Genomic DNA, 18,712 nt, shown 5'->3' on the forward strand with positions numbered 1-18,712 from the left:
TTACTGGTAGAGACAGACAGATCTGTCTAGTTGAGTGGAAAGAATTTCCCTGAAGGAAAGTTTAATCGGGCGACTTACCAGGCGACAGGCTCGACTTGGCGCTTGATCGTCTGTATGGCTTGAATAATCGGCCAATGGTCGCGGTAAGCGACGGCGGCCGCAATGGCGCCATCCATCAGCACAATGTACAGCCGCGCCAGCTGATCCAGGTCCACACGCTGCAGCGAAGAATTCTCCGCGTAGTAGGCCTGAGCAAGTTCTTTGACCAGATCGATCAACACCTCGTGGTGATGCCGGGAAATGGCGTGCAACCGCTCGTCGCCGTTAGGTGACTCCGCAAGGATCAGCTGAAACGGGCAGCCACGGTAGTCATACATTTCGAGCCACTGCGGCAGGAGCGTCAGCAGGCCATAAAAGCGGTCCCGCGCCGACGTCAGCGTGCCCAACCCAAGGTGCATTTCTTCCATCTCCTTGTCGGAAATCGCCTGGGCGTAAGCGACGAATAAATCGTCCTTAGAGGGAAAGTGCGCGTAAAAGGACGCACGCGCCACCCCGGCCTCAGCAATGATCTGATTAATCCCGGTGGCCTGATAGCCCTGCCGGTAAAACAGATCAACCGCCTTGCTTAAGATCCGCTCACGCGGGCTGGACTGGGTGGCTGTTGTCATAAGCAATCCACGATAGACAGATCTGTCTGTTCGGCAAGTGAAAACTTAGTAAATGAATTGTAAGAAGGCAGATTGTGATTTACATAATGCCCATGCCCAACGCTCCACATGATTGGCGACTCACGATTACAGGCATGAGAGGCCAACACCCAAGTTTACCAGTTAGGACTGTCATTGGCATAACATTTTCAATAATAAGGCGCCGATCATGAGCTCCGAAATCAGCATTTACCAAGAGCCCAAGAACCTAACATGGTGTTATCTAAAAAAATGAACGATATCTACGAACCGCTCGACACATACTTTGAAAAGTTCCCCTACTCTTCGAAAATAGAAGGGCAGGAAGAAAGGATAGCCAGAGAAGCGTATAGGCTTTTAGAAGAATTCGGCACACATTCTTGGGATTTTGACGTTGCCGAAGGCTTTTTCGGAGAGCGGGGCTTAAGCATCTTAATTCAGAATCTTGAACTTCCCTGGAAGAAAATGATCGAGTGGACTAAAGAAATGCAAAAAGAGCTAATTGAAGGTGCTGCATTGAATTTTGAAGTCTACGATAGTATCAGGGACGGGATGATGCATGCTGGCGATCAAGTCTACCATCACATAGTTTTTCACGATCGAGTTCTGGTAGAAGACTCAGAAGTAGAAAAAGGAGAGAACCAGCCGGAGTAGGCAACGTCGCGCCGCGCCGCGCCTATCCTCGACGTTATATCCGGGAGTTAGCGGTTGTTCTTTCCATCTGTTTCGTGACTATTTATTTCTCATTAGTCCTTCTCGGCTCTCAACTGAATTTCTGGCGGTTCTTCCTGCTTTTGCCGGTGCTCCTGATCATGATCTCCATCCTGTGTGGCATTGTCGACTTTATGCGGCTAAAGGTAATCTTGGACTCACAAGGGATCACAGAGCGGAAGCGCTTTCAAAAAGATGTGCACCTCAGTTGGTCGGACATGCAAGAGGCTGACTTCGTCATGGGCTTCCTGAACTTGAAAGGCAATCAGACGGTTATCGGTATCAGCGAAAAGCTGAAAGGCTTCCCCGAACTCATGCAGCAAGTGATTGCTAAACGCCCCGATATATTCACTACTAAAAGCCATGCCTCCCCCTACTTCTCCTTCATCTACGCTATATTCATGCTACTTGCCCTCATTTTGGGGATATTAGCCTGGGTCGAAAATGGCGTGTTTCAGTGGCTACTCATTTTGGGCGCACTCTATTTTTTAACGAGCGCACTACTCCAACCCTACAGTCTGAAAATTGAAGATAGGCGTTTGGAGCTGAAATCCATCCTGCGGAAACGAGTGATCCTGCGCGATGATGTCTTGGATGTTCAATGGACACACCGGCCCACCCGCAAGCGCGCCCATGCCATGCACGCGAAAATCATTCTAACCCAGGGAGAACCACTGAGACTCAGCCACTTCACCCCGGGTGATTACCATCTTTACCAGACGCTTCAGCAGTGGTGGAAAAACAAGCCCTCGCCCGATTCAGCACCCTCATCATCGGAGTGTGGAGACCTCCACAGATTGCCCCCCATACCTCATCGTCCGCATGAATAGATTTCATCCTGCTAGTTGGGCCAGAGACGCTTTTTTATTGCAGAATCGGGAGGGCCAGTGACAATGGCCCGCTGTCAGTCTTAACGCGGTTTCCCGCGCATTCCAACCACCACCCAACACGTGTAAGTTAATTATGCCTGAAGCAAGCTCCGACATCGGACTCATCGGCCTCGCGGTCATGGGTCAGAACCTCGCGCTCAACATCGCCGACCACGGCTTCCAAATCTCGGTCTACAACCGTACGACCTCGAAGATGGAAGAATTCGTCGCCAAGCACCCCAACACGCCTGGCGGCCTCGTTGGCAGCCCTACCCTCGAAGAGTTCGTGGCGAGCCTCAAGCGCCCGCGCAAGATCATCATCCTCGTGCAAGCTGGCCGCGCGACTGACGCCGTGATCGACGGCCTCATCCCGCTGCTCGAAGCTGACGACATCATCATCGACGGTGGCAACGCTTACTGGATGGACACCATCCGCCGCGAAAAGGATCTCACCGAAAAGGGCCTGCGCTTCATCGGCAGCGGCGTTTCCGGTGGGGAAGAAGGCGCGCGCTTTGGCCCGTCCCTCATGCCCGGCGGTAAAGAATCTGCCTACAAGGAACTTCAGCCGATCTGGGAAGCTGTCGCCGCCAAGGTCGACGCCGAAACCGGCAAGCCCCTCGAAGGCGCTGCCCCCGGCAAACCCGTCGAAGGTGGCGTGCCCTGCACCGCCTACATTGGCGAGAACGGTGCCGGCCACTATGTGAAGATGGTTCACAACGGCATCGAATACGGCGATATGCAGATGATCTGCGAAGCCTACGACCTCATGAAGAACCTCCTCGGCCTCTCCGCTCCGGAAATGGCTGAAATCTTCAAGAAGTGGGACGACGGCCTCCTCGACTCTTTCCTCGTCGAAATCACCGCTGAAGTTCTTGCCCAGAAGGACCCGGCTACCGGCGCTGACTTCGTGGACATCGTCCTCGACACCGCAGGCCAAAAGGGCACCGGCAAGTGGACCTCCATCAGCGCACTCGACATGGGCACGCCCGCGCCGACCATCGCTGAGGCCGTGTTCGCCCGCTGCGTATCCGCCATCAAGGAAGAGCGCGTGGCCGCCAGCGAAATCCTCGCCGGCCCGAACAAGACCTTCGAAGGAGACAAACAAGCGCTGATCGACGCGATTCACGATGCGCTTTACTGCTCGAAGATTTGCTCCTACGCCCAGGGCTTCCAGCTCATGCGCGCCGCCCAAGAAGAATACGACTGGAAGCTCAACTTCGGCGAAATCGCGCAGATCTGGCGCGGCGGTTGCATCATCCGCGCTGGCTTCCTCCAGAAGATCACCGACGCATTCGACGGCAATCCCGAACTGGCCAACCTCCTACTCGACCCATACTTCAAGGAAACGGTTGCCAAGTTCGAAGCCAGCTGGCGCAAGGTGGTCGCCACCGCTTGCGAATACGGCATCCCGGTCCCCTGCTTCGGCAGCGCGCTGTTCTACTTCGACAGCTACCGCAGCGCCCGCCTCCCGCAGAACCTGCTCCAATCGCAGCGCGACTTCTTCGGCGCCCACACCTACGAGCGCACCGACACGCCGCGCGGCAAGTTCTTCCACATCGACTGGCCGGACCCCGCACGCCCCCAGCTCGACGCCTAGGCAGCGTGCCGCTGCACCCATAGATTTCGCCAATGGCGAAATACGGAGGGGCAACAGATTATTTACCAACCGCCGGGTTCGCGCCCGGCGGTTTTTTTTCCCTCGTTATACGAATACGATTCTATCAGAGCCACCTTGCCTCACCACATTTGCGCAATGCGCAAATCGATCGATGCAACCGGAGGTTGCCTTCAGTTGAGGCCGTCCTGGCCCATGAAGGTCAGGGTTTCGGCGACGTAGTTGAGCGCGCGGCGGGCTTCGGTGAAGCGGTTGCCCAGGGCCTGATAGCAATCCGTCAGGCAATACTCATGCGCGAGGTGGTGATCCCCTGCTGCTCGGTAATGCGCCTGTCCGATGTTTTCATAATAGTTGAGCGCAGGCGCGCCACGATATGTTGCCCGGTAATCGACGTGCGGGCGGAACAGCCCGGTGACCACGAGGGACCGCTCCGCCAAACACACGGTTAAATAAAAGCGCTCGCAAAAGCCTGCCTGCTGGATCTGCGACATCACGTCGACAGCATAGAACGCGGCCTGGCGTTTGCCGTTTTGATTGCCATTAAAGACACGCGAAGTGGACATGGAATCCGCCATGAGCGACGCCACGTAGTCGGCGAGATCGCGGTCCTCCAAGCCACACTCAGTGAAGCGGTGACGCACGAGCACGTAAAAATAGAGGCGCGGCGAAATGTTGATTGGCAAAGGCTGTTCGAGCACGGCCTGAAAGACGGCCGGTTCATCCAGCAACTGGTCCCGCATAGGCGGGTCAGCAAGTAATGCGATTAAGGCCTCGGCGGCAGAGCCGTCAGGCGCCAGGACCGACTGCAAAAACGCGAGGTCAGCGTTCGTCAGCCCGTCGCGACATATTGGTTGCACGAGCTTCATGGCGTTCACATCTAAGCATAGCTTATGCCAGTAAACACCCTTTGGCAAGTACCCATTACTGAAGCAGTTAGCGAACCTTACGCTTGCGCTTATAAGACAAAGCCCGGCGGACAAACGTCACGCCGGGCTCATCAGGGGAGGGATGATGAAAATTAGATGTTGTCGTATTCGCCCTTGCAGATCTTGGACACGACGGAGTAGCTGATTTCACGAGCCTTGGCGACCTGATTCATCGAGTATCCGCTTTCGACTTCGCCCTTGATCTCGTCGCGTAGCTCAGCGGTCACCTTGGTGCGCTTGCGGCGGGGAGCGCCTTCTGCCTTCTTCTTGGTGCTGCCTTTTTTGCGACCACGGAAGGTCACGCCAAAGTGTTCGATGAGGGCTTCAACGAGCGCCTTGGGGGTTTCATATTCGCTGGACTTGAAGAGCTGCTCCAGCTTTTGCGAAGCGGCCTTCTGTTCTTTAGCCAATTCCTTGAGTTCTTTTTCACGCGCTGCGAGAGCTTTTTTCTCAGCTTCGAGCGCTTTTAATTGATCAGCGATTTCCATGAATTTGATATCGGGTTTTCGTGGTAAAGGCTAGAACCAAAACGCATGATCACACGTGCGCAAGCACTAATTTTAAACAACGTGAATTTATTAATTTACCGGTAAGTCGAACTTTAATTACTTACACTAAGTGGTATGCGTATATGAACCATGCCCTCAGAGAGACCTCCCACTCGCTTGCCCTGATGCTTCTCAAACAAGCGCAACATGGGCGTATTATCCGGGGCAACAAGCGCCCACAATGAGTCAAGGCCACGGCGATGCGCAATCGCCATCATGCGTTGCAGCAACAGGCTTCCCAGCCCATGGCGCCGCATTTCTTCATGAACAACGAAGGCGACTTCCGCCGTTTGCCCATCGTCTTCCAGGAAATAGCGACCCACTGCGCGTAAGCGTTGACGTGGCCCACGGCGCTCAAAAACACCTAACGCAAGGTCTTTTTCCTGATCGACTCCAACCAGTTCACTCGCGCGTTCACGCGACATGCGTTGAACGCTATAACCATAGCGCTTTTGAATTGTTTCCGCTGTGTGTGAATAAAAGAACTCTTGTAAATTACGTTCATCAGACGGGTGTAACGGCCTCAACACATAGTCTTTTTCCCTTATACGAATGCGCTGAAATTCTACACCGCCAATTTCTTTTACCGGCCGAGGCACCAGTTTTTCGTAAGAAGCAATGAGGTTCCTTTCCCGCGCCGAGCGCAGTAATGCTTCTCGGAATTTTGGATCGGCGATTTGAATTAATTCCAACGCTCGCTCGCGAACATTGCGCCCGCGCAAAGTGGCGATCCCGTGCTCGGTCACAATAAAATGAATATCCGCGCGACTGCCCACGAGCCCAGCGCCCTCGGACAAAAAGGGCACGATGCGCGAGGCCTGGCCGCCCTTGGCTGTAGATGGCAAAGCAATGATTGGCAGCCCATCCGGGCTCAACACCGCGCCGCGCGTGAAGTCCATCAGCCCGCCTATCCCACTGTAAAAACGCCCCTTCACCGACGCCGCAACTTGCCCCGTCAAATCGACTTCCATGGCGCTGTTGATCGCCACGACTTTCCGGTTCTTAGCAATCTGCGCAATGTTGTTCGTGTATTCCGTGGGTCGAAATGAAATGTGCGCATTTTCGTGGATAAAGTCATACAGCGCCCGCGACCCCACGCAGAACGACGCCACCGTGTGACCGCGGTTGAGTTGCTTTTCCGAGTTGTCCACGGCGCCGCACTCGATGAGCTCGCGCACGCCATCACTGAACATTTCAGTGTGTACGCCCAGATGTCGGTGATCCTTCAGCGCCCGGATCGCGCGGTCGGGAATGTCCCCGATGCCCACTTGCAAAGTCGAGCCGTCTTCCACGAGTTGCGCCAGGTATTCACCAATTTTACTGGCGACGGCCGCGTCCTCCTCATCCGGCGTCCACTCTGGCAGTTCAGCCTCAGCCTCCAGATAATAATCGATCTCGCTGGTGTGCAAAAATGTTTCGCCAAAGGTCCGAGGGAGCCGGGGGTTAATTTGTGCAACCACAACCTGCGCCGCACGGCAGGCAGCATGCACGACATCCACGCTCACGCCGAGCGAGCAGTAGCCTTGGTTGTCAGGCGGGGACACCATGATCAGCGCAGCGCGCAGAGGCACAACGCCTTCCAGGAAGAGCGAGGGCAACTCACTTAAAAAGCACGGCGTATAATCCGCCACCCCGGCATTGACCGCCTCGCGAATCCCAGGCCCCATGAAAAACGCATTCGCCTTAAAAGTATGACGTCGCTTTTCGTCAATCCAGGGCGTGGGCCCATAGGTGCGGATGTGCGCAAGCTCGATGTCCGCCAATGTATTTTGAGCCGCGAGCATGTGCTCCATCAGCATCTGAGGGCAAGCAGCGCCGCTGCCAATAAAAACACGGCTCCCGGGCAAGGCGATCCGGGGCCAATCTGCGGAGGTTAAGGGCTTCACTGTCTATAGCTTATGCACAAACCCGAAGATTATCACGCAAATACTTCACTTTTGCCGGACAAGCGCGCTGACAGGAAATTGTGCATCGCCCCGACACACGCAGCTTTGATTAATGCTGGAACGCTCAACTATTTAGAAGTTCGGATAATCTTGAGCGCCCCGGATCGATCATCGAGGCGAAAAGTGCCCGCAACTTTTTTCAGGTACTCATCCGTGGCTTTACGACAGCCTCCCCAGTCCATGTAATCATCTAAAATGATACAACCTCCGACAACCAGCTTGGGGTAAATCCGCTCCAAACAAGTCATGACGGGGTCATACCAGTCAACATCGATGTGTGCGAACGACACCGCCCCATCTACTAGGAGCGTATCCTGAACCAATCCTTTTATCAACCGCACACTACGTTCTTCCAGATCAACGCCAAATCGCTCGAAATTACCTTGGACAATGGTGATCAGGTCATTTTCGTACCCGTAGTATTTATCGCCCTCAATACCGACGGAATCACCTTTGAGGATATTCTGATAGCGTCGGTGTACATCATCCGAGTCTTCATCCGTTGGGGGCGGGATCATGCCAAAAACATCATAAACCAGTTGAGGTCGCTGAGTTGACTTGGTCTTGGCGATCAAAATCGAAGAACCGCCCAATGCACAACCCGCTTCGATGAAAGCGCCCTCCAACTTCAAGGTCTCGATTTCGTTGATGCTGTTTACAATCGAAGCGAGCTTCCGTTCACTCAGGTAAGTTAGTTTGCGCATCTTAATCTCGGTGATTAAATGACGTTTGGCGCTGTCAAGCTGAACGAGCGCCCATTTGTTAACCAATCGGCTAGCGGTCCTTCTTGCCTTTAACTTAAGTTTCGCGATCATATTGAGTAGTCAGCAACAATCGTTACGTATTTGAGTAAAATACTAAACAACTAAGCCCGAGCAACGTTATTCAGTAAACTAAACAGGGCGACCCTATGCTCCATACTGACCGAATACTTCACTGCTTTCTCGTTGCTGGAACACTACTGAAGTGATGCCCCAACCAACGCTTAATAGCACATAAAGTTAATAAAATTTCCTTCGGCGGTAACGCCAGTTTGCTTTTGGCGGTGGGCTGTGCTTCAGTTTTGACTGTGAGTTTTTCTGACATTCGTTGCCTGTTGATCCTTGTCCTGACCAGTTGGCTAGTGGGCTGCGACAGGCAGCCCAAAGATGGCCTGGGAACCGCTAACCTGCCCGACAGCTCGCGCTATGAAGGCCAATTCCAAGGCGGACTCTTTCATGGCCAGGGAAAACTCCAGTGGCGACATGGCGGTTATTACGAAGGTGAGTTCACCCATGGGCTGATCGAGGGCGAAGGCGTATTCATCCACCCCGATGGCGCGCGAGAAGAGGGGCACTTCGTCAACGGCCAACTGGACGGCAAGGGCAAACGCCGCACCCCGGATGGAGCCTTCTACGAAGGCGAGTTCGATAACGGCGAACTCCACGGCAAGGGCGTCTTCAAAAATGATCGCGAATACTACCACGGAGACTGGGTCAATGGCCGCAAGTCCGGCCAAGGCAGCTACATCAAGCAGGGCATGGGCGAATACAAAGGACAATTTTACGACGACGAAATTGCGGGCGTTGGCGTCCTTAACTACGAAGATGGCGTACGCATCGAGGGGCAGTTTGACCGCGGTGCGCCGCAAGGCAAAGCAGTTGTCACCAGCCCTGGCGGCGGGCGACTCGAAGCAAATTTCGTCAAGGGACGCGCCTTGGGGCCTGGCACACAGACCACCGAAAACGGCGGCCAATACGTGGGGGAGTTCGTCGCTGGCAAGTGGCATGGCAAGGGACAGTTTACCGACGCCGAAGGCAACATCTACCGAGGCGAATTCAAGGAGGGCCTGCGCGACGGCTACGGGAAAATTCTCTACGCCGACGGTCGCGAATTTCATGGCAACTTCGCCGATGACCTACCCCATGGCCAAGGCTCTATCGAATACCCGAGCAGCGCGCGGTATGCAGGCGCCTTCGAGCAAGGCCTGCCCCACGGCGAAGGCGTTTACGAATTCCCCAATCGCGATCGCTACGTCGGCGAATTCGCCGGAGGCCTGTTCGAAGGTCAAGGCACGCTGATCTTTGCACCGGAATCCGGCAAAGCGCCCGTGAGCGGGATTTGGCATCGCGGCGAATACGTGGGCCAACCCACACAAGCCCCCCAGCCTACCGCCGGTGACCCCATTCGCATCCTGGTCAAGTAGGCCTGAAACTGCGGAGTTTCCGCAGTGCGATTACTGCGCGGCTCACTTTTCCAACACCACCCGCGCCCAGCGGACTTCTGGTTTGTGTTTGAATATACTGGGCTGGTCCTCGATGCGAAGAATGCACCGCAAACCGAGTTCTTTGGCCGCATTCACTGTCCGATCAACATCCGTTGGGTGAACTTTCAGGCCCAAGCCAGGCGGACCGTTGCGCAGGCTCAACGCAAGGCGTCCGCCGGAAACAAGCAGCGGTGCGAGTCGCTCGAATGCCGCCCGGCGCTCGGCCTCACTGAGGTGATGCCAAACGCCATCCACCAGCATAAAACGAAACGACGCCTCACCACCAACCAGGCTATCAAGCAGCGGGAGGCTGTCTTGCCGCCAGTCTATCGCCAAACCAGTGTACGCTGCTTGAGCGGCTTGGAGAAACTCAGGCATCGGCTCAATTGCAGTCACCTGAAATCCCAGGCGCGCCAACGCCGCCGCATTCTGCCCCGCCCCGGCGCCCAAGTCTAAAACCCGAGCAGGCGCCTTCGGTAGAAACGGCAGAAAATCCCGATTCGTTTCCAGGAAATTTAATTGCTGACTGGACTCAACAAACCGTTCGATTGCCCGGTCATAACCCTGAACGCCCGCCACCATGAGCCGCTATTGTTCAGTGTACACCGGCTCCTCTGCGAGGTCGTCGATGAGGTTGGAAGCGGTCTGGACGGTGGCGATCATTTGGTTCGCAAGCCGGTTCTTCATGATGAAGTAAAAAACCATCGCCGGAATGCCGATCACGAGACCCGTGGCGGTCGTAATGAGCGCTTCGCCAATATCTCCCGCGAGCAATTCAGGGCGGCCCATGCCGCCTTGGCCAATCGTTTGGAACGCACTGATCATGCCGCTGACCGTGCCCAGCAGGCCGATCATCGGCGCCACCGCAGCCACGACGTTCAGGTAATTCACCCACTGGCCAACGGCGTTTTCCTCCGACTCGAGATTTTCGACGAGAATGGTTTCCACCTTGGCGCGGTTGGCGTCGGGACGCTCCGGACGTGCTTTATTGAGCGCGGGTATGAGCGCGCGGGTCAGCACCGAGTCGGCGCCTTGCAGAATGGTTTGCGCATCGGCGACCTGGCGCGCCTGCAGGTATTGAGACGCCTGCTCTGCGATGCCAACTGGCACGAATTTTTTGCGGACCGTTTCCTTCCAGCAATAAAAGATCAGGAAAAACATGAAGATCGAGCAGAGGCCCAGCGGAATCATGGCCCAGCCGCCTTCGCCGATCAGCTCAAACAGGCTCTTGCCACCGGACGCCGCAGCCTCCGTCTCATCCTGCGCGTAGAGCGCGGTGGCGGTCAACACGGCGGCGCTGCCCAGAAAGAAAGCGCGGTTAGATAGCTTGGATACGGTCATGATTTGTCAGGTTCGTTTTTTAAAGGTGGTGGCGTTGGCGTCTGGTAATCGGCCAATACGTCGATGTCCGGCCAGTTGAGCCCGCGCTCGGTCATTTCAGCGCGCAGCTTTTGTTCTTCTTCGAAGAGCTCGAGCTCCATGCAGGAGGCGATGGCGAGCGCGTAGCAGTAGTTCAAATAATCCATGGGGAACTGGCTGCTCAACGTCACCGGCTCCAAGGCTTGCCAAAGGGCGGCGTCGAATTGTTGCGCATCGAAATCCAGCTGTCCCAATACATAGAAGCCCAACGCAGATGCGCCGTAGAGTTCACTCTCGGCGATCCATTTTTCAGCAAGTTCGCGCGTGTTTTTCTTGAGCGGCAGTTTATAATGGCCCAACAGCACGAGGTCGTCGACTTTGCGTAGAAGCAGAGAGTCCTGCACCGTTTCCTGAAGCGCCAAGCCAGCCCCCAAACCGAGGTAAGGATCGCCCTTTTCGAACTCCAATTCCGCATATTGGTAGAAGAACGCCCGCTCGCCCGGAGTCAGGTATTTCAAGTAACTGCCACGCTGCTCGAACATCGCTTTCATCAGCCTGAGCGCCTCTTCGTTCTTACCTTCACGTATGGCTTGTTGTGCAGCGTAAGCCACGTCGTTCCCCGGAAATTGCAGACGCTCGATTTGGTCCAAATCATAACGGTAATCCAAAGATCCCCCCCCACGACTCGCCCGGAATATGAGCTGATTCTCAATGATACCCATCGCCTTTCCGCTCAATGGACGACTACCCCGGAGCACCAGCCCCTGCGGCTCGCTGAGCGAGGCCTGCACCTGCTCCATCGTCATCGCAGGCAGCGAAGCAATGGTCAGCATCAGCAATAAAATGATCCGCAACAGTTTCACAATGCGGCCTCCTCTTCGGCTGAGGGTTGGACTTCGGCCGTTACGGCTTCCGGCTCGGGCGGCAAGATTGGCTCCAGGCGCGCCATGGCTTCAGCCGCCATCGCCTGTTCGGCTTCGAACGACTCCAAACGCGGGTCTTTCGCCAGTTCGGCCCAAGTGTTGTAAGCGGCGCGGAGATCGCCACGTTTCTCAAAAAGCGGGGCGCTGGCGACATATGCCTGAACAATCTCTTCCGGATAGGCCCGGTAGAGCGTGTAGACCCGCTGATAGTAAGCAATGGCCTTGTCGGTTTCGCCCTTGAGCTCGTGGGCCTGCGCGATGCCAAGCAACGCCTGCGCGTGCGGACGCCCGCGGGCGGACTTGAGCCGCAGCAGCTCTTGCAAGACGGCGATCGCCTGGTCCGGACGATCCAGTTTCACCAGTAGTTGACCACGCAGCAGCTTGGCGTCGTTGCCCGCCGCATGGTAGGCAGTCTCCAGTTCAAAACGATTGAGCCAGGCTTCGGCTTCGGCCCAATTGTCGTCCATCACCGCAAGGCGGGCCATGCCGTAATAAGCGGCGCCGAGCTGCATGCTCTTCGGATATTCCTCGATCAGGTATTCGAAATACTCATTGGCCGATTCGATCTCAAGGTCTGTCAGGAAGCTGCCGGCCTTGGCCAGGGCCTCAGGGTCGAGATCTTTGATGGGCGCTTTATTGACGACTTCAAACAGCGCATTGCCGGCGCGCTCCTCGTCCCGAATTTTTTCATAAAGCATGGCGCGGTAGAGGTTGAGCCGGGCCATCCAGGTCCACTCTTCGCGCTCAACGGCCAGCTTGTGCTGGTCTTCCAGCCACTGCACAAAGTCGGGCTCAGTCAGCAGCCCCATGGCGCCGCCATTGGCGTTGGAAAGCAGGAGTTCGCCCTGATGATACAATGCGTGCTGCTTGTGTAGCGCCTGCAAAATCGCAATCGTCTCGCCGGCCTTAACCTCGTTGCCATGCAATGCCAGCGCCTCAACAAAGAGCGGGAATGCGCGCTCGGGCTCGCCCTCGCGCTCATAGGCCCAACCGATCCAGTAAAGCGCCTCGGCGATGCGCGGCTTTTCCTCGACGTCGTCCCGGCGCACGTAGTCGGTGAAGTGCTCGATCATGAGCTCATGCGCGCCCATTGCTTTCTGGATTTTTCCCCGCTGAAACACCGCATAAGTAAACAGGCCCTCGGCTTCCGGCGTGACGCGGGCAAACTGATTGGACGCCTCCAGCAAGCGCCCCTCCCCCATGAGAATGTCTCCGCGCAGCACCCGGGCTTCCGGAACACGCATGTGCTCGGGGTAGCGTTCGATAAAATCGTCTGTCGCCACCAGCGCTTCGGGGTATTTGCGGTCAGAGTAAAGCGTCTGTGCGCGGCGATAAACCATCTCTGGGTAGTATGGGTTGGCCTTGTCGGTCTGCTGTAGCGCCGCGTCATACTTGACGATGGCTTCGGCGTAATTCCGCTCGAAAAAGTAGCTCATGGCGTCCCACAACCGGCATTGCGCAGCGAGCATGGCGCCGGGGTTCTTCAAGAGGCAAACCTCGAAGTCCTTGCGAGCTGGCGGGTAATCCTGCGCGAGGAGGGAATTATAACCGCGGGCAAAAAGCCAGCGCGTGGCCAGTTTATGGTCCGGGTAATTGTCCAGCAATTCGGTTAAAACTTCGACGGCTTTGCGGTAGTCCTTGAGTTCCTGATAAGCGACCGAGATCAGGTAGATCGCCGACGGCGCCTCCGGGTGGTTCGGGTAGCGCTCCAGGAACATCCGCGCGATTCGCAGCGAATCGTCCCAGTTTTCCAGTTCATTGGCGCTGAGAATCCAGCGGTAGTGCGCAGAGCTGCGAATGCTTTCGCTGAGTGCTTCGTCTTCGGCCAGCAGCCGGTATAGGATGTAGGCCTCTCGCGCGCGATTAGCCATGAGAAACGCTTGGCCCAGGCGCATCTGATAGCCCGGTGTAAAGTCTTCCGAATTGTTTAAACTATCAAGTTGCGACTGCACACGCTGGATGAGGTTGCGGTAGTAGTCGTTCCAAATCGCCTCAGCGTGATAGCCTTCTCCCGCTTCCTGCTGCTTCTCTTTCCACGTTAATTCAAGGGCGTAGAGGCGGCCCTGCTGCGCGGCTACCAAGAGCTTTTGCGGCGTCACGAGCCGGTAAGCGCGGATCGCGTCAGCATAATTGCGCTCTTCCAGCAGGCGGTTGCCGACCTCAAGCGCAGAAAAGCTCAGCATCGCAAGCTCAGGCATGACTTCCACCTGCCATTCATAGCCAAAAAGAATTTTCCGCGCCTGATCGAAATCGTGCTCTTCCAGCGTTTTTTGCAGGGCGCGAAGCTGGGCTTGCGTGCCCAGAGTGGGGGGGACGTTCTCACTGGCCGCAAAACCGACCAGCCGGTCAATACCCGCCTGATCATCACCGGCATCGAAGTAAAGTTCGGCCTGGCGCATGGCGCTGAGGACTGCCTCCGGGGAGTCCGGCGCCGACTCGATAAACTGCTGATAGGTCGCCACGGCATCGTCGAGATCGCCATTGGCTTGATAAGCCTGAGCCAGGCTAAACAGCACGAAATTGCGGCTGGATTCAGTCTGATTTTCCAGGGCGAGAAATTTCAGGTAGAGCTTAATGGCGTCATCTGGCCGCTCGCTCATTTGGCAGGCGTAACCATGAATCGGCAGCAGTGTGGGGATCAAAGGCTGATACTGATGCTCGTCGCCATATTTTTCCGCCAAGTGGTCAAAAGCCTGTGCCGCCTCGTCGTATTTACCCTCCGAAAAGGACGAAACCCCGAGCTGCAAAACTTCCTGCATGGTGGGCGGCATCTGGATAAACGCAGCGCGGGCTGTCGTCGTCAACAACAGCCCAAGCAATAGCAGTATGCGGCAAGTGATCGCCATCAGCTGCGCACATTGTCGGGATTTCAGCATTTTCCCAATCGGAAAAGCAAGTTGCTCGCCGATTTTCACTGAGCTGTCACTTTTGCTCCGGAAATCGCCCAACGAGGCCAAAGGAGTGTTTTAAAACGACGGCGACCCCCGAAGGAGTCGCCGCCTACCTGAACCTGCTATTCTTGGTGAATGCGTAGTGCATTCGAATATAAGAGCAGGTCGGCGGCGGAGTTATTCCAAAAAAAATTGCGGAGGAAAGGTTGCGCTTAGGCGAAGCTAAACGTGCCGCATTGTCCCTGGTGCCGCATCCAGTGGTCGACAATCACGAGGGCGGTCATGGATTCCACAATCGGCACCGCCCGCGGGACGACACAGGGGTCGTGGCGACCACGCCCCATCAGCTCAGTTTCCTGTCCAGAGAGGTCGACCGTGGCCTGGTTCTGAATGATGGTCGCAGTGGGCTTGAAGGCTACCCGGAAATACAGCTCCTCACCGTTACTGATGCCGCCTTGCACGCCACCGGAGCGATTCGTCTCGGTGTGGATTTCGCCATCGCGGTTGACGTAACGATCGTTGTGCTCGCGACCAGTCAGGCCCACGGCGCCAAAGCCGCTGCCAACCTCGAAACCTTTGGTTGCCGGCAGGGAAAGCATCGCCTTGGCGAGGTCCGCCTCCAGCCGGTCAAACACCGGAGAACCCAGGCCAACGGGCAATCCGCGGACACGACAGACGATGACGCCCCCCACGCTGTCGCCTTCGCTACGGGCCTCTTTGATGCGGGCAATCATTTGCTCGGCAACTTCGGGGTCCGGGCAACGTACGGCGCTGGCCTCGACCTGTTCGAGCGTCGGAAAGGGCAAAGTTGGGCCATCCGGGCCGTCCTGCCCGGGGATGGAAATGTTGTGCACGCGCTCAATGTACGCGCAAATTTCAACCGGCTGATCGGGGCCAAGGCGCAGTATCTTCTTGGCAATCGCCCCTGCCGCAACGCGACCAATCGTTTCCCGCGCCGAAGAACGCCCACCGCCCTCATGATTACGAATGCCGTATTTCGTCTGGTAGGTGAAATCGGCGTGAGAAGGCCGAAATTTGGCCTTCATTTCGGCGTAGGCCTCGGGGCGATGGTCCGCATTGGGCACCGTAACCGCTATTGGCGTGCCAAGGGTCAGGCCCTCGTAAACGCCGGACACAATGGTCGCGGTGTCGGTTTCCTTGCGCGGCGTGGTGATGTCGCTCTGGCCTGGACGCCGGCGATCAAGCTCGAATTGCACATCGGCCTCGCTGAGAGGCAGGCGCGGGGGGCAGCCGTCGATAACGACGCCAATGCCGCCGCCATGGCTTTCGCCCCAGGTCGCAATGCGGAAGAGTGAACCAAATACGTTGCCCATTAGTCGATAACTTCGGCCTGATTCGCGTTGGAATCTTCCGTGAACTCCATGCCAAAACCGTCGTTAACGGTTACGGTCTTCTGTTGTTCACAGCCAACAACGCAAAACGCGCAGACAAAAAACAAAACGGCCAATGATTTCATTGGCCGATTGGATGCAAGAAAGCTAACTAGTTCAAGCGCTTATTGCGTCTTGATGCTGCGATTGAGCATGTCGTAATCGATCTGCTCATTTGCCTTTGCTGGCTCTGGGGCTGGCTTGGGCGCATGCATCGGCTTGCTGGAAGCTTTTTGGCCGGTCACTGGGCAGACCATTTCTTCCTGAGCCTTGGCTGGCTCGGGCTTGGCGCATTCGGATACGGCCTTAGCGCATTCTGGCGCGGGGCCTTCCAACGGCACTTTGCCTTCAGCCATGTCATAGGTGGGATACCAAACGCCACCCGGGCTCAGCCCCATGTCCTTCTGGACATAGTCATGAAAGACGATGCCGGAGGACACGAAGCCCTGATTCGCGGCATAGGCAGCCTGTTGGGCCTTGGTGGACATCTCGACGTTGTCGTTCCAGTCCTCGCGGAGGTTATCCATCGGCTGAATCGTCGTCTGGTCGTTCATGGAACAACCTGCGCCGAGAAGCGCAATCAGGGAAAAAGGAATAAGAGTTTTCATTGTAGCCCGCATAGTGGTGTTTAACTACAAACAAATGTAGTTGGGAGCGCAAGGCAAATTCTTAAGCGAGAATTAGCCCGTTTATCCCGAAAGAAAAACGTTGAAATACGCCCATATATAGACTGCGTTGGTCAGTGGCCGGGTCCTGTGCAACGTCGAACCGGTGAACTCCCCCAGGTCCGGAAGGAAGCAAGGGCAACCAGGATTCACGTGTGCCGCAGGGCGCCTGGCCACTATTTTTTTATCAGTTCCCACTCATCGAGCCGCCCGCTACCGGCGACCCCAGCATGAACTTACAAATCGTCCTTGTCGGATCCGACACCTGGCTCAATAGCCTGCGGCGCTGCTGGAACTGCATCCGCATCCAGCCTGGACAACGCCGGCACAACAAGGCCATCTCGATCGAAGTAGAGCTCAAGCGCTGCGTCTGGTTTGGGCTGTTTATCGCGATTACGCTCTATTTTGCCGGGGGGTTCGGCGCCTATCTTCTGCGCGCCAGACAGCCATTTAACCAGATTACCTATCTGGATGTCCTGCAGGCGCCCATCAACATGAAGAACCTCGTCCGCAAACAGGGCGAAACACAAATCCTTCAGGCGCGGGAAGATCTCAAGAACGGCCAAGTCATGAAGGCCTTCTATAAATATCGGTCCGGCGTGCGGCGCATCCCCGATGACTACAAAGCGCGTTTGGAACTGGCCCAGTTTTACATTGCCGCCGGTCTCATCGTTGACGCCGTGGACTTGCTGATTGACGGGCTGGAGTACGGGTACCCGGACCAACCGGACTACCTCGTGACCCTCATGAAGCTTTGCCAATACACGGACAACAACCCCGCGTTGATCCGCGCCGTCCCGAAAATCATGGAGTTCCATGAAATTGAGGACAACAAGCCGCTCCAGTTGGCAATGCTCAAGCTACTCTTACGCGCCCGATTGATGGAGGCGGATTACACCGGGGTGATCGATACCGCAGATCACCTGAATGAAGCCGATCCCAATCAAAACTACGACGACACCATCATCTTTGCCTACCTGAAAATGGGCGCCTATGGCGATGCCGAGCAACACATGGCCAGCCTCGATGAAGAGCTGGCCGATAGCCCCAAAATGAGGCTCATGCGCGGCAACCTGATGCAGGCGCAGGAAAATGAAGCCGCCGCACGGCAAATTTACCACAGCCTCTTCCGCGACTACCCCAGCGCCTGGAACACCCAGATGGACGCCATTCTCCTGATGTATTCCAACAATGACACCGCCGCGGCGGATGCCCTGCTCGACCTCTACTTGGCGCTTCACCGCGGCAACATGCCCGCGATCACTGCGCTGGCGTCACAATTTACCGACTTGCCGGACTCCAAGAAAGTCCGACGCCTCATGCGCATTGTCGGCATGGAGAGCCCAGACATGCTCGGTATGCTCTGGTTCTACTACGTGCAGGCTCTTGTTACCGAGGGCGAGTTCGAGGAAGCCAAGCAGGAATATGACACCATCGAACCTGCCGCCCCTAAACAACCCGAAGCCGCGCCGATCCTCACCGCCTACAAGCTCATCTTAACGGCCGCCACCGAAAAGTCCGCCGGGCAATACAACGAGCTGGTGACGTTCATGGAGAGCAATCGACTCCTGCCGGAAGTTTATTGGGAAGCCGCAGAAGCCATGCGCAAGATCAGGGCCTACGAACCGGCTGAGCGAATCCTCAATGCTGGCTTGGAGCGATATCCCTTCAGTCGCATGCTCTCCAACTTGCGCAAGGAAGTGCTCAATGAGCAATCCGAAGCAGAATTCCTTTCCTCCCGCACCGTTGCCAACGTTCAGGAAAAGGGCTACACCAACCAGAAACTCAATAGCGAACAGATCGAAAAGCGACTGGTTGGCTCCGATAGTTCGCAGACAGCCGGTCTCGACAGCCTGGTGAACGATGAGAAGCTCAAGGGCATCGAGATCACCGAGGAAGACATGCGCAACTCCAACCGTTAGCATGGAGCTAGGCTT

Annotated in this window: 17 protein-coding genes and 1 other RNA gene; 6 read left to right on the forward strand and 12 right to left on the reverse strand. The window is 56.1% G+C overall.

Features of this window, described 5'->3' with window-relative positions; translation table 11 throughout:
- Positions 1 to 74: 74 nt before the first annotated feature.
- Positions 75 to 668 (reverse strand): TetR/AcrR family transcriptional regulator, encoded by a 594-nt coding sequence (locus RBB63_RS13225; protein ID WP_309384986.1) that lies wholly within the window; start codon positions 666 to 668, stop codon positions 75 to 77.
- A 270-nt stretch (positions 669 to 938) separates the two neighbouring features.
- On the opposite strand from RBB63_RS13225, the gene RBB63_RS13230 reads away from it, so the two are divergent.
- The 3 genes from RBB63_RS13230 to gndA all read left to right on the forward strand — a co-directional run bounded on the left by RBB63_RS13230 (position 939) and on the right by gndA (position 3,863).
- Complete coding sequence (locus RBB63_RS13230; RefSeq protein ID WP_309384989.1) at positions 939 to 1,340, forward strand: hypothetical protein; 402 nt, start codon at positions 939 to 941, stop codon at positions 1,338 to 1,340.
- Positions 1,341 to 1,498: 158 nt separating this feature from the next.
- On the forward strand, positions 1,499 to 2,227 hold the full coding sequence (locus tag RBB63_RS13235) for a hypothetical protein (protein ID WP_309384991.1): 729 nt from the start codon (positions 1,499 to 1,501) through the stop codon (positions 2,225 to 2,227).
- Positions 2,228 to 2,360: 133 nt separating this feature from the next.
- Complete coding sequence (gene gndA, locus RBB63_RS13240) at positions 2,361 to 3,863, forward strand: NADP-dependent phosphogluconate dehydrogenase (protein WP_309384992.1); 1,503 nt, start codon at positions 2,361 to 2,363, stop codon at positions 3,861 to 3,863.
- 191 nt (positions 3,864 to 4,054) lie between these two features.
- Here gndA and RBB63_RS13245 read toward each other — a convergent pair whose 3' ends face one another.
- The 4 genes from RBB63_RS13245 to RBB63_RS13260 form a co-directional block, all read right to left on the reverse strand.
- Positions 4,055 to 4,747, reverse strand: coding sequence for a hypothetical protein (locus RBB63_RS13245; RefSeq protein WP_309384994.1), 693 nt, complete (start codon positions 4,745 to 4,747; stop codon positions 4,055 to 4,057).
- 152 nt (positions 4,748 to 4,899) lie between these two features.
- Positions 4,900 to 5,295, reverse strand: coding sequence for a hypothetical protein (locus tag RBB63_RS13250; protein ID WP_309384996.1), 396 nt, complete (start codon positions 5,293 to 5,295; stop codon positions 4,900 to 4,902).
- Positions 5,296 to 5,408: 113 nt separating this feature from the next.
- Entirely contained in the window at positions 5,409 to 7,241 is a 1,833-nt protein-coding gene (locus RBB63_RS13255; RefSeq protein ID WP_309384998.1) for a GNAT family N-acetyltransferase, read from the reverse strand.
- Between the two features lie 128 nt (positions 7,242 to 7,369).
- The gene (locus tag RBB63_RS13260) at positions 7,370 to 8,116 is read right to left on the reverse strand and encodes a TylF/MycF/NovP-related O-methyltransferase (RefSeq protein ID WP_309385001.1); all 747 of its coding nucleotides are present in this window, start codon (positions 8,114 to 8,116) and stop codon (positions 7,370 to 7,372) included.
- 254 nt (positions 8,117 to 8,370) lie between these two features.
- Here RBB63_RS13260 and RBB63_RS13265 point away from each other — a divergent pair, with 254 nt between their 5' ends.
- A complete protein-coding gene (locus RBB63_RS13265) occupies positions 8,371 to 9,486 on the forward strand; it encodes an MORN repeat-containing protein (protein ID WP_309385009.1) in 1,116 nt (371 codons plus the stop codon).
- Between the two features lie 42 nt (positions 9,487 to 9,528).
- Here the strand turns inward: RBB63_RS13265 and RBB63_RS13270 are convergent, their stop codons facing one another.
- From RBB63_RS13270 to RBB63_RS13300, 7 genes are all read right to left on the reverse strand, one after another.
- Entirely contained in the window at positions 9,529 to 10,128 is a 600-nt protein-coding gene (locus tag RBB63_RS13270; RefSeq protein ID WP_309385012.1) for a class I SAM-dependent methyltransferase, read from the reverse strand.
- Between the two features lie 6 nt (positions 10,129 to 10,134).
- Positions 10,135 to 10,887 carry a MotA/TolQ/ExbB proton channel family protein gene (locus RBB63_RS13275; RefSeq protein ID WP_309385015.1) on the reverse strand — a complete coding sequence of 251 codons (753 nt, stop codon included), beginning with the start codon at positions 10,885 to 10,887 and terminating at the stop codon, positions 10,135 to 10,137.
- Positions 10,884 to 11,768, reverse strand: coding sequence for a hypothetical protein (locus tag RBB63_RS13280; RefSeq protein WP_309385017.1), 885 nt, complete (start codon positions 11,766 to 11,768; stop codon positions 10,884 to 10,886). Before RBB63_RS13280 ends, RBB63_RS13275 begins: the two co-directional genes overlap by 4 nt.
- Positions 11,765 to 14,704, reverse strand: coding sequence for a tetratricopeptide repeat protein (locus tag RBB63_RS13285; RefSeq protein ID WP_309385019.1), 2,940 nt, complete (start codon positions 14,702 to 14,704; stop codon positions 11,765 to 11,767). Before RBB63_RS13285 ends, RBB63_RS13280 begins: the two co-directional genes overlap by 4 nt.
- Positions 14,705 to 14,931: 227 nt before the next feature.
- Positions 14,932 to 16,053: a chorismate synthase gene (aroC, locus tag RBB63_RS13290; RefSeq protein WP_309385024.1), complete on the reverse strand. Its 1,122-nt coding sequence runs from the start codon at positions 16,051 to 16,053 to the stop codon at positions 14,932 to 14,934.
- Positions 16,053 to 16,196: a hypothetical protein gene (locus RBB63_RS13295; RefSeq protein WP_309385027.1), complete on the reverse strand. Its 144-nt coding sequence runs from the start codon at positions 16,194 to 16,196 to the stop codon at positions 16,053 to 16,055. Before RBB63_RS13295 ends, aroC begins: the two co-directional genes overlap by 1 nt.
- A gap of 39 nt (positions 16,197 to 16,235) precedes the next feature.
- Positions 16,236 to 16,718, reverse strand: a complete 483-nt coding sequence (locus tag RBB63_RS13300) for an META domain-containing protein (protein ID WP_309385029.1) — start codon at positions 16,716 to 16,718, stop codon at positions 16,236 to 16,238.
- 136 nt (positions 16,719 to 16,854) lie between these two features.
- Here RBB63_RS13300 and ffs point away from each other — a divergent pair.
- Both ffs and RBB63_RS13310 read left to right on the forward strand, forming a co-directional pair.
- Positions 16,855 to 16,953: signal recognition particle sRNA small type (ffs, locus tag RBB63_RS13305), an RNA gene on the forward strand.
- A gap of 52 nt (positions 16,954 to 17,005) precedes the next feature.
- Positions 17,006 to 18,697, forward strand: a complete 1,692-nt coding sequence (locus RBB63_RS13310) for a tetratricopeptide repeat protein (protein WP_309385031.1) — start codon at positions 17,006 to 17,008, stop codon at positions 18,695 to 18,697.
- Positions 18,698 to 18,712: the final 15 nt, after the last annotated feature.

This window comes from Cerasicoccus frondis (assembly GCA_031296915.1).
Taxonomy (GTDB): domain Bacteria; phylum Verrucomicrobiota; class Verrucomicrobiia; order Opitutales; family Cerasicoccaceae; genus Cerasicoccus; species Cerasicoccus frondis.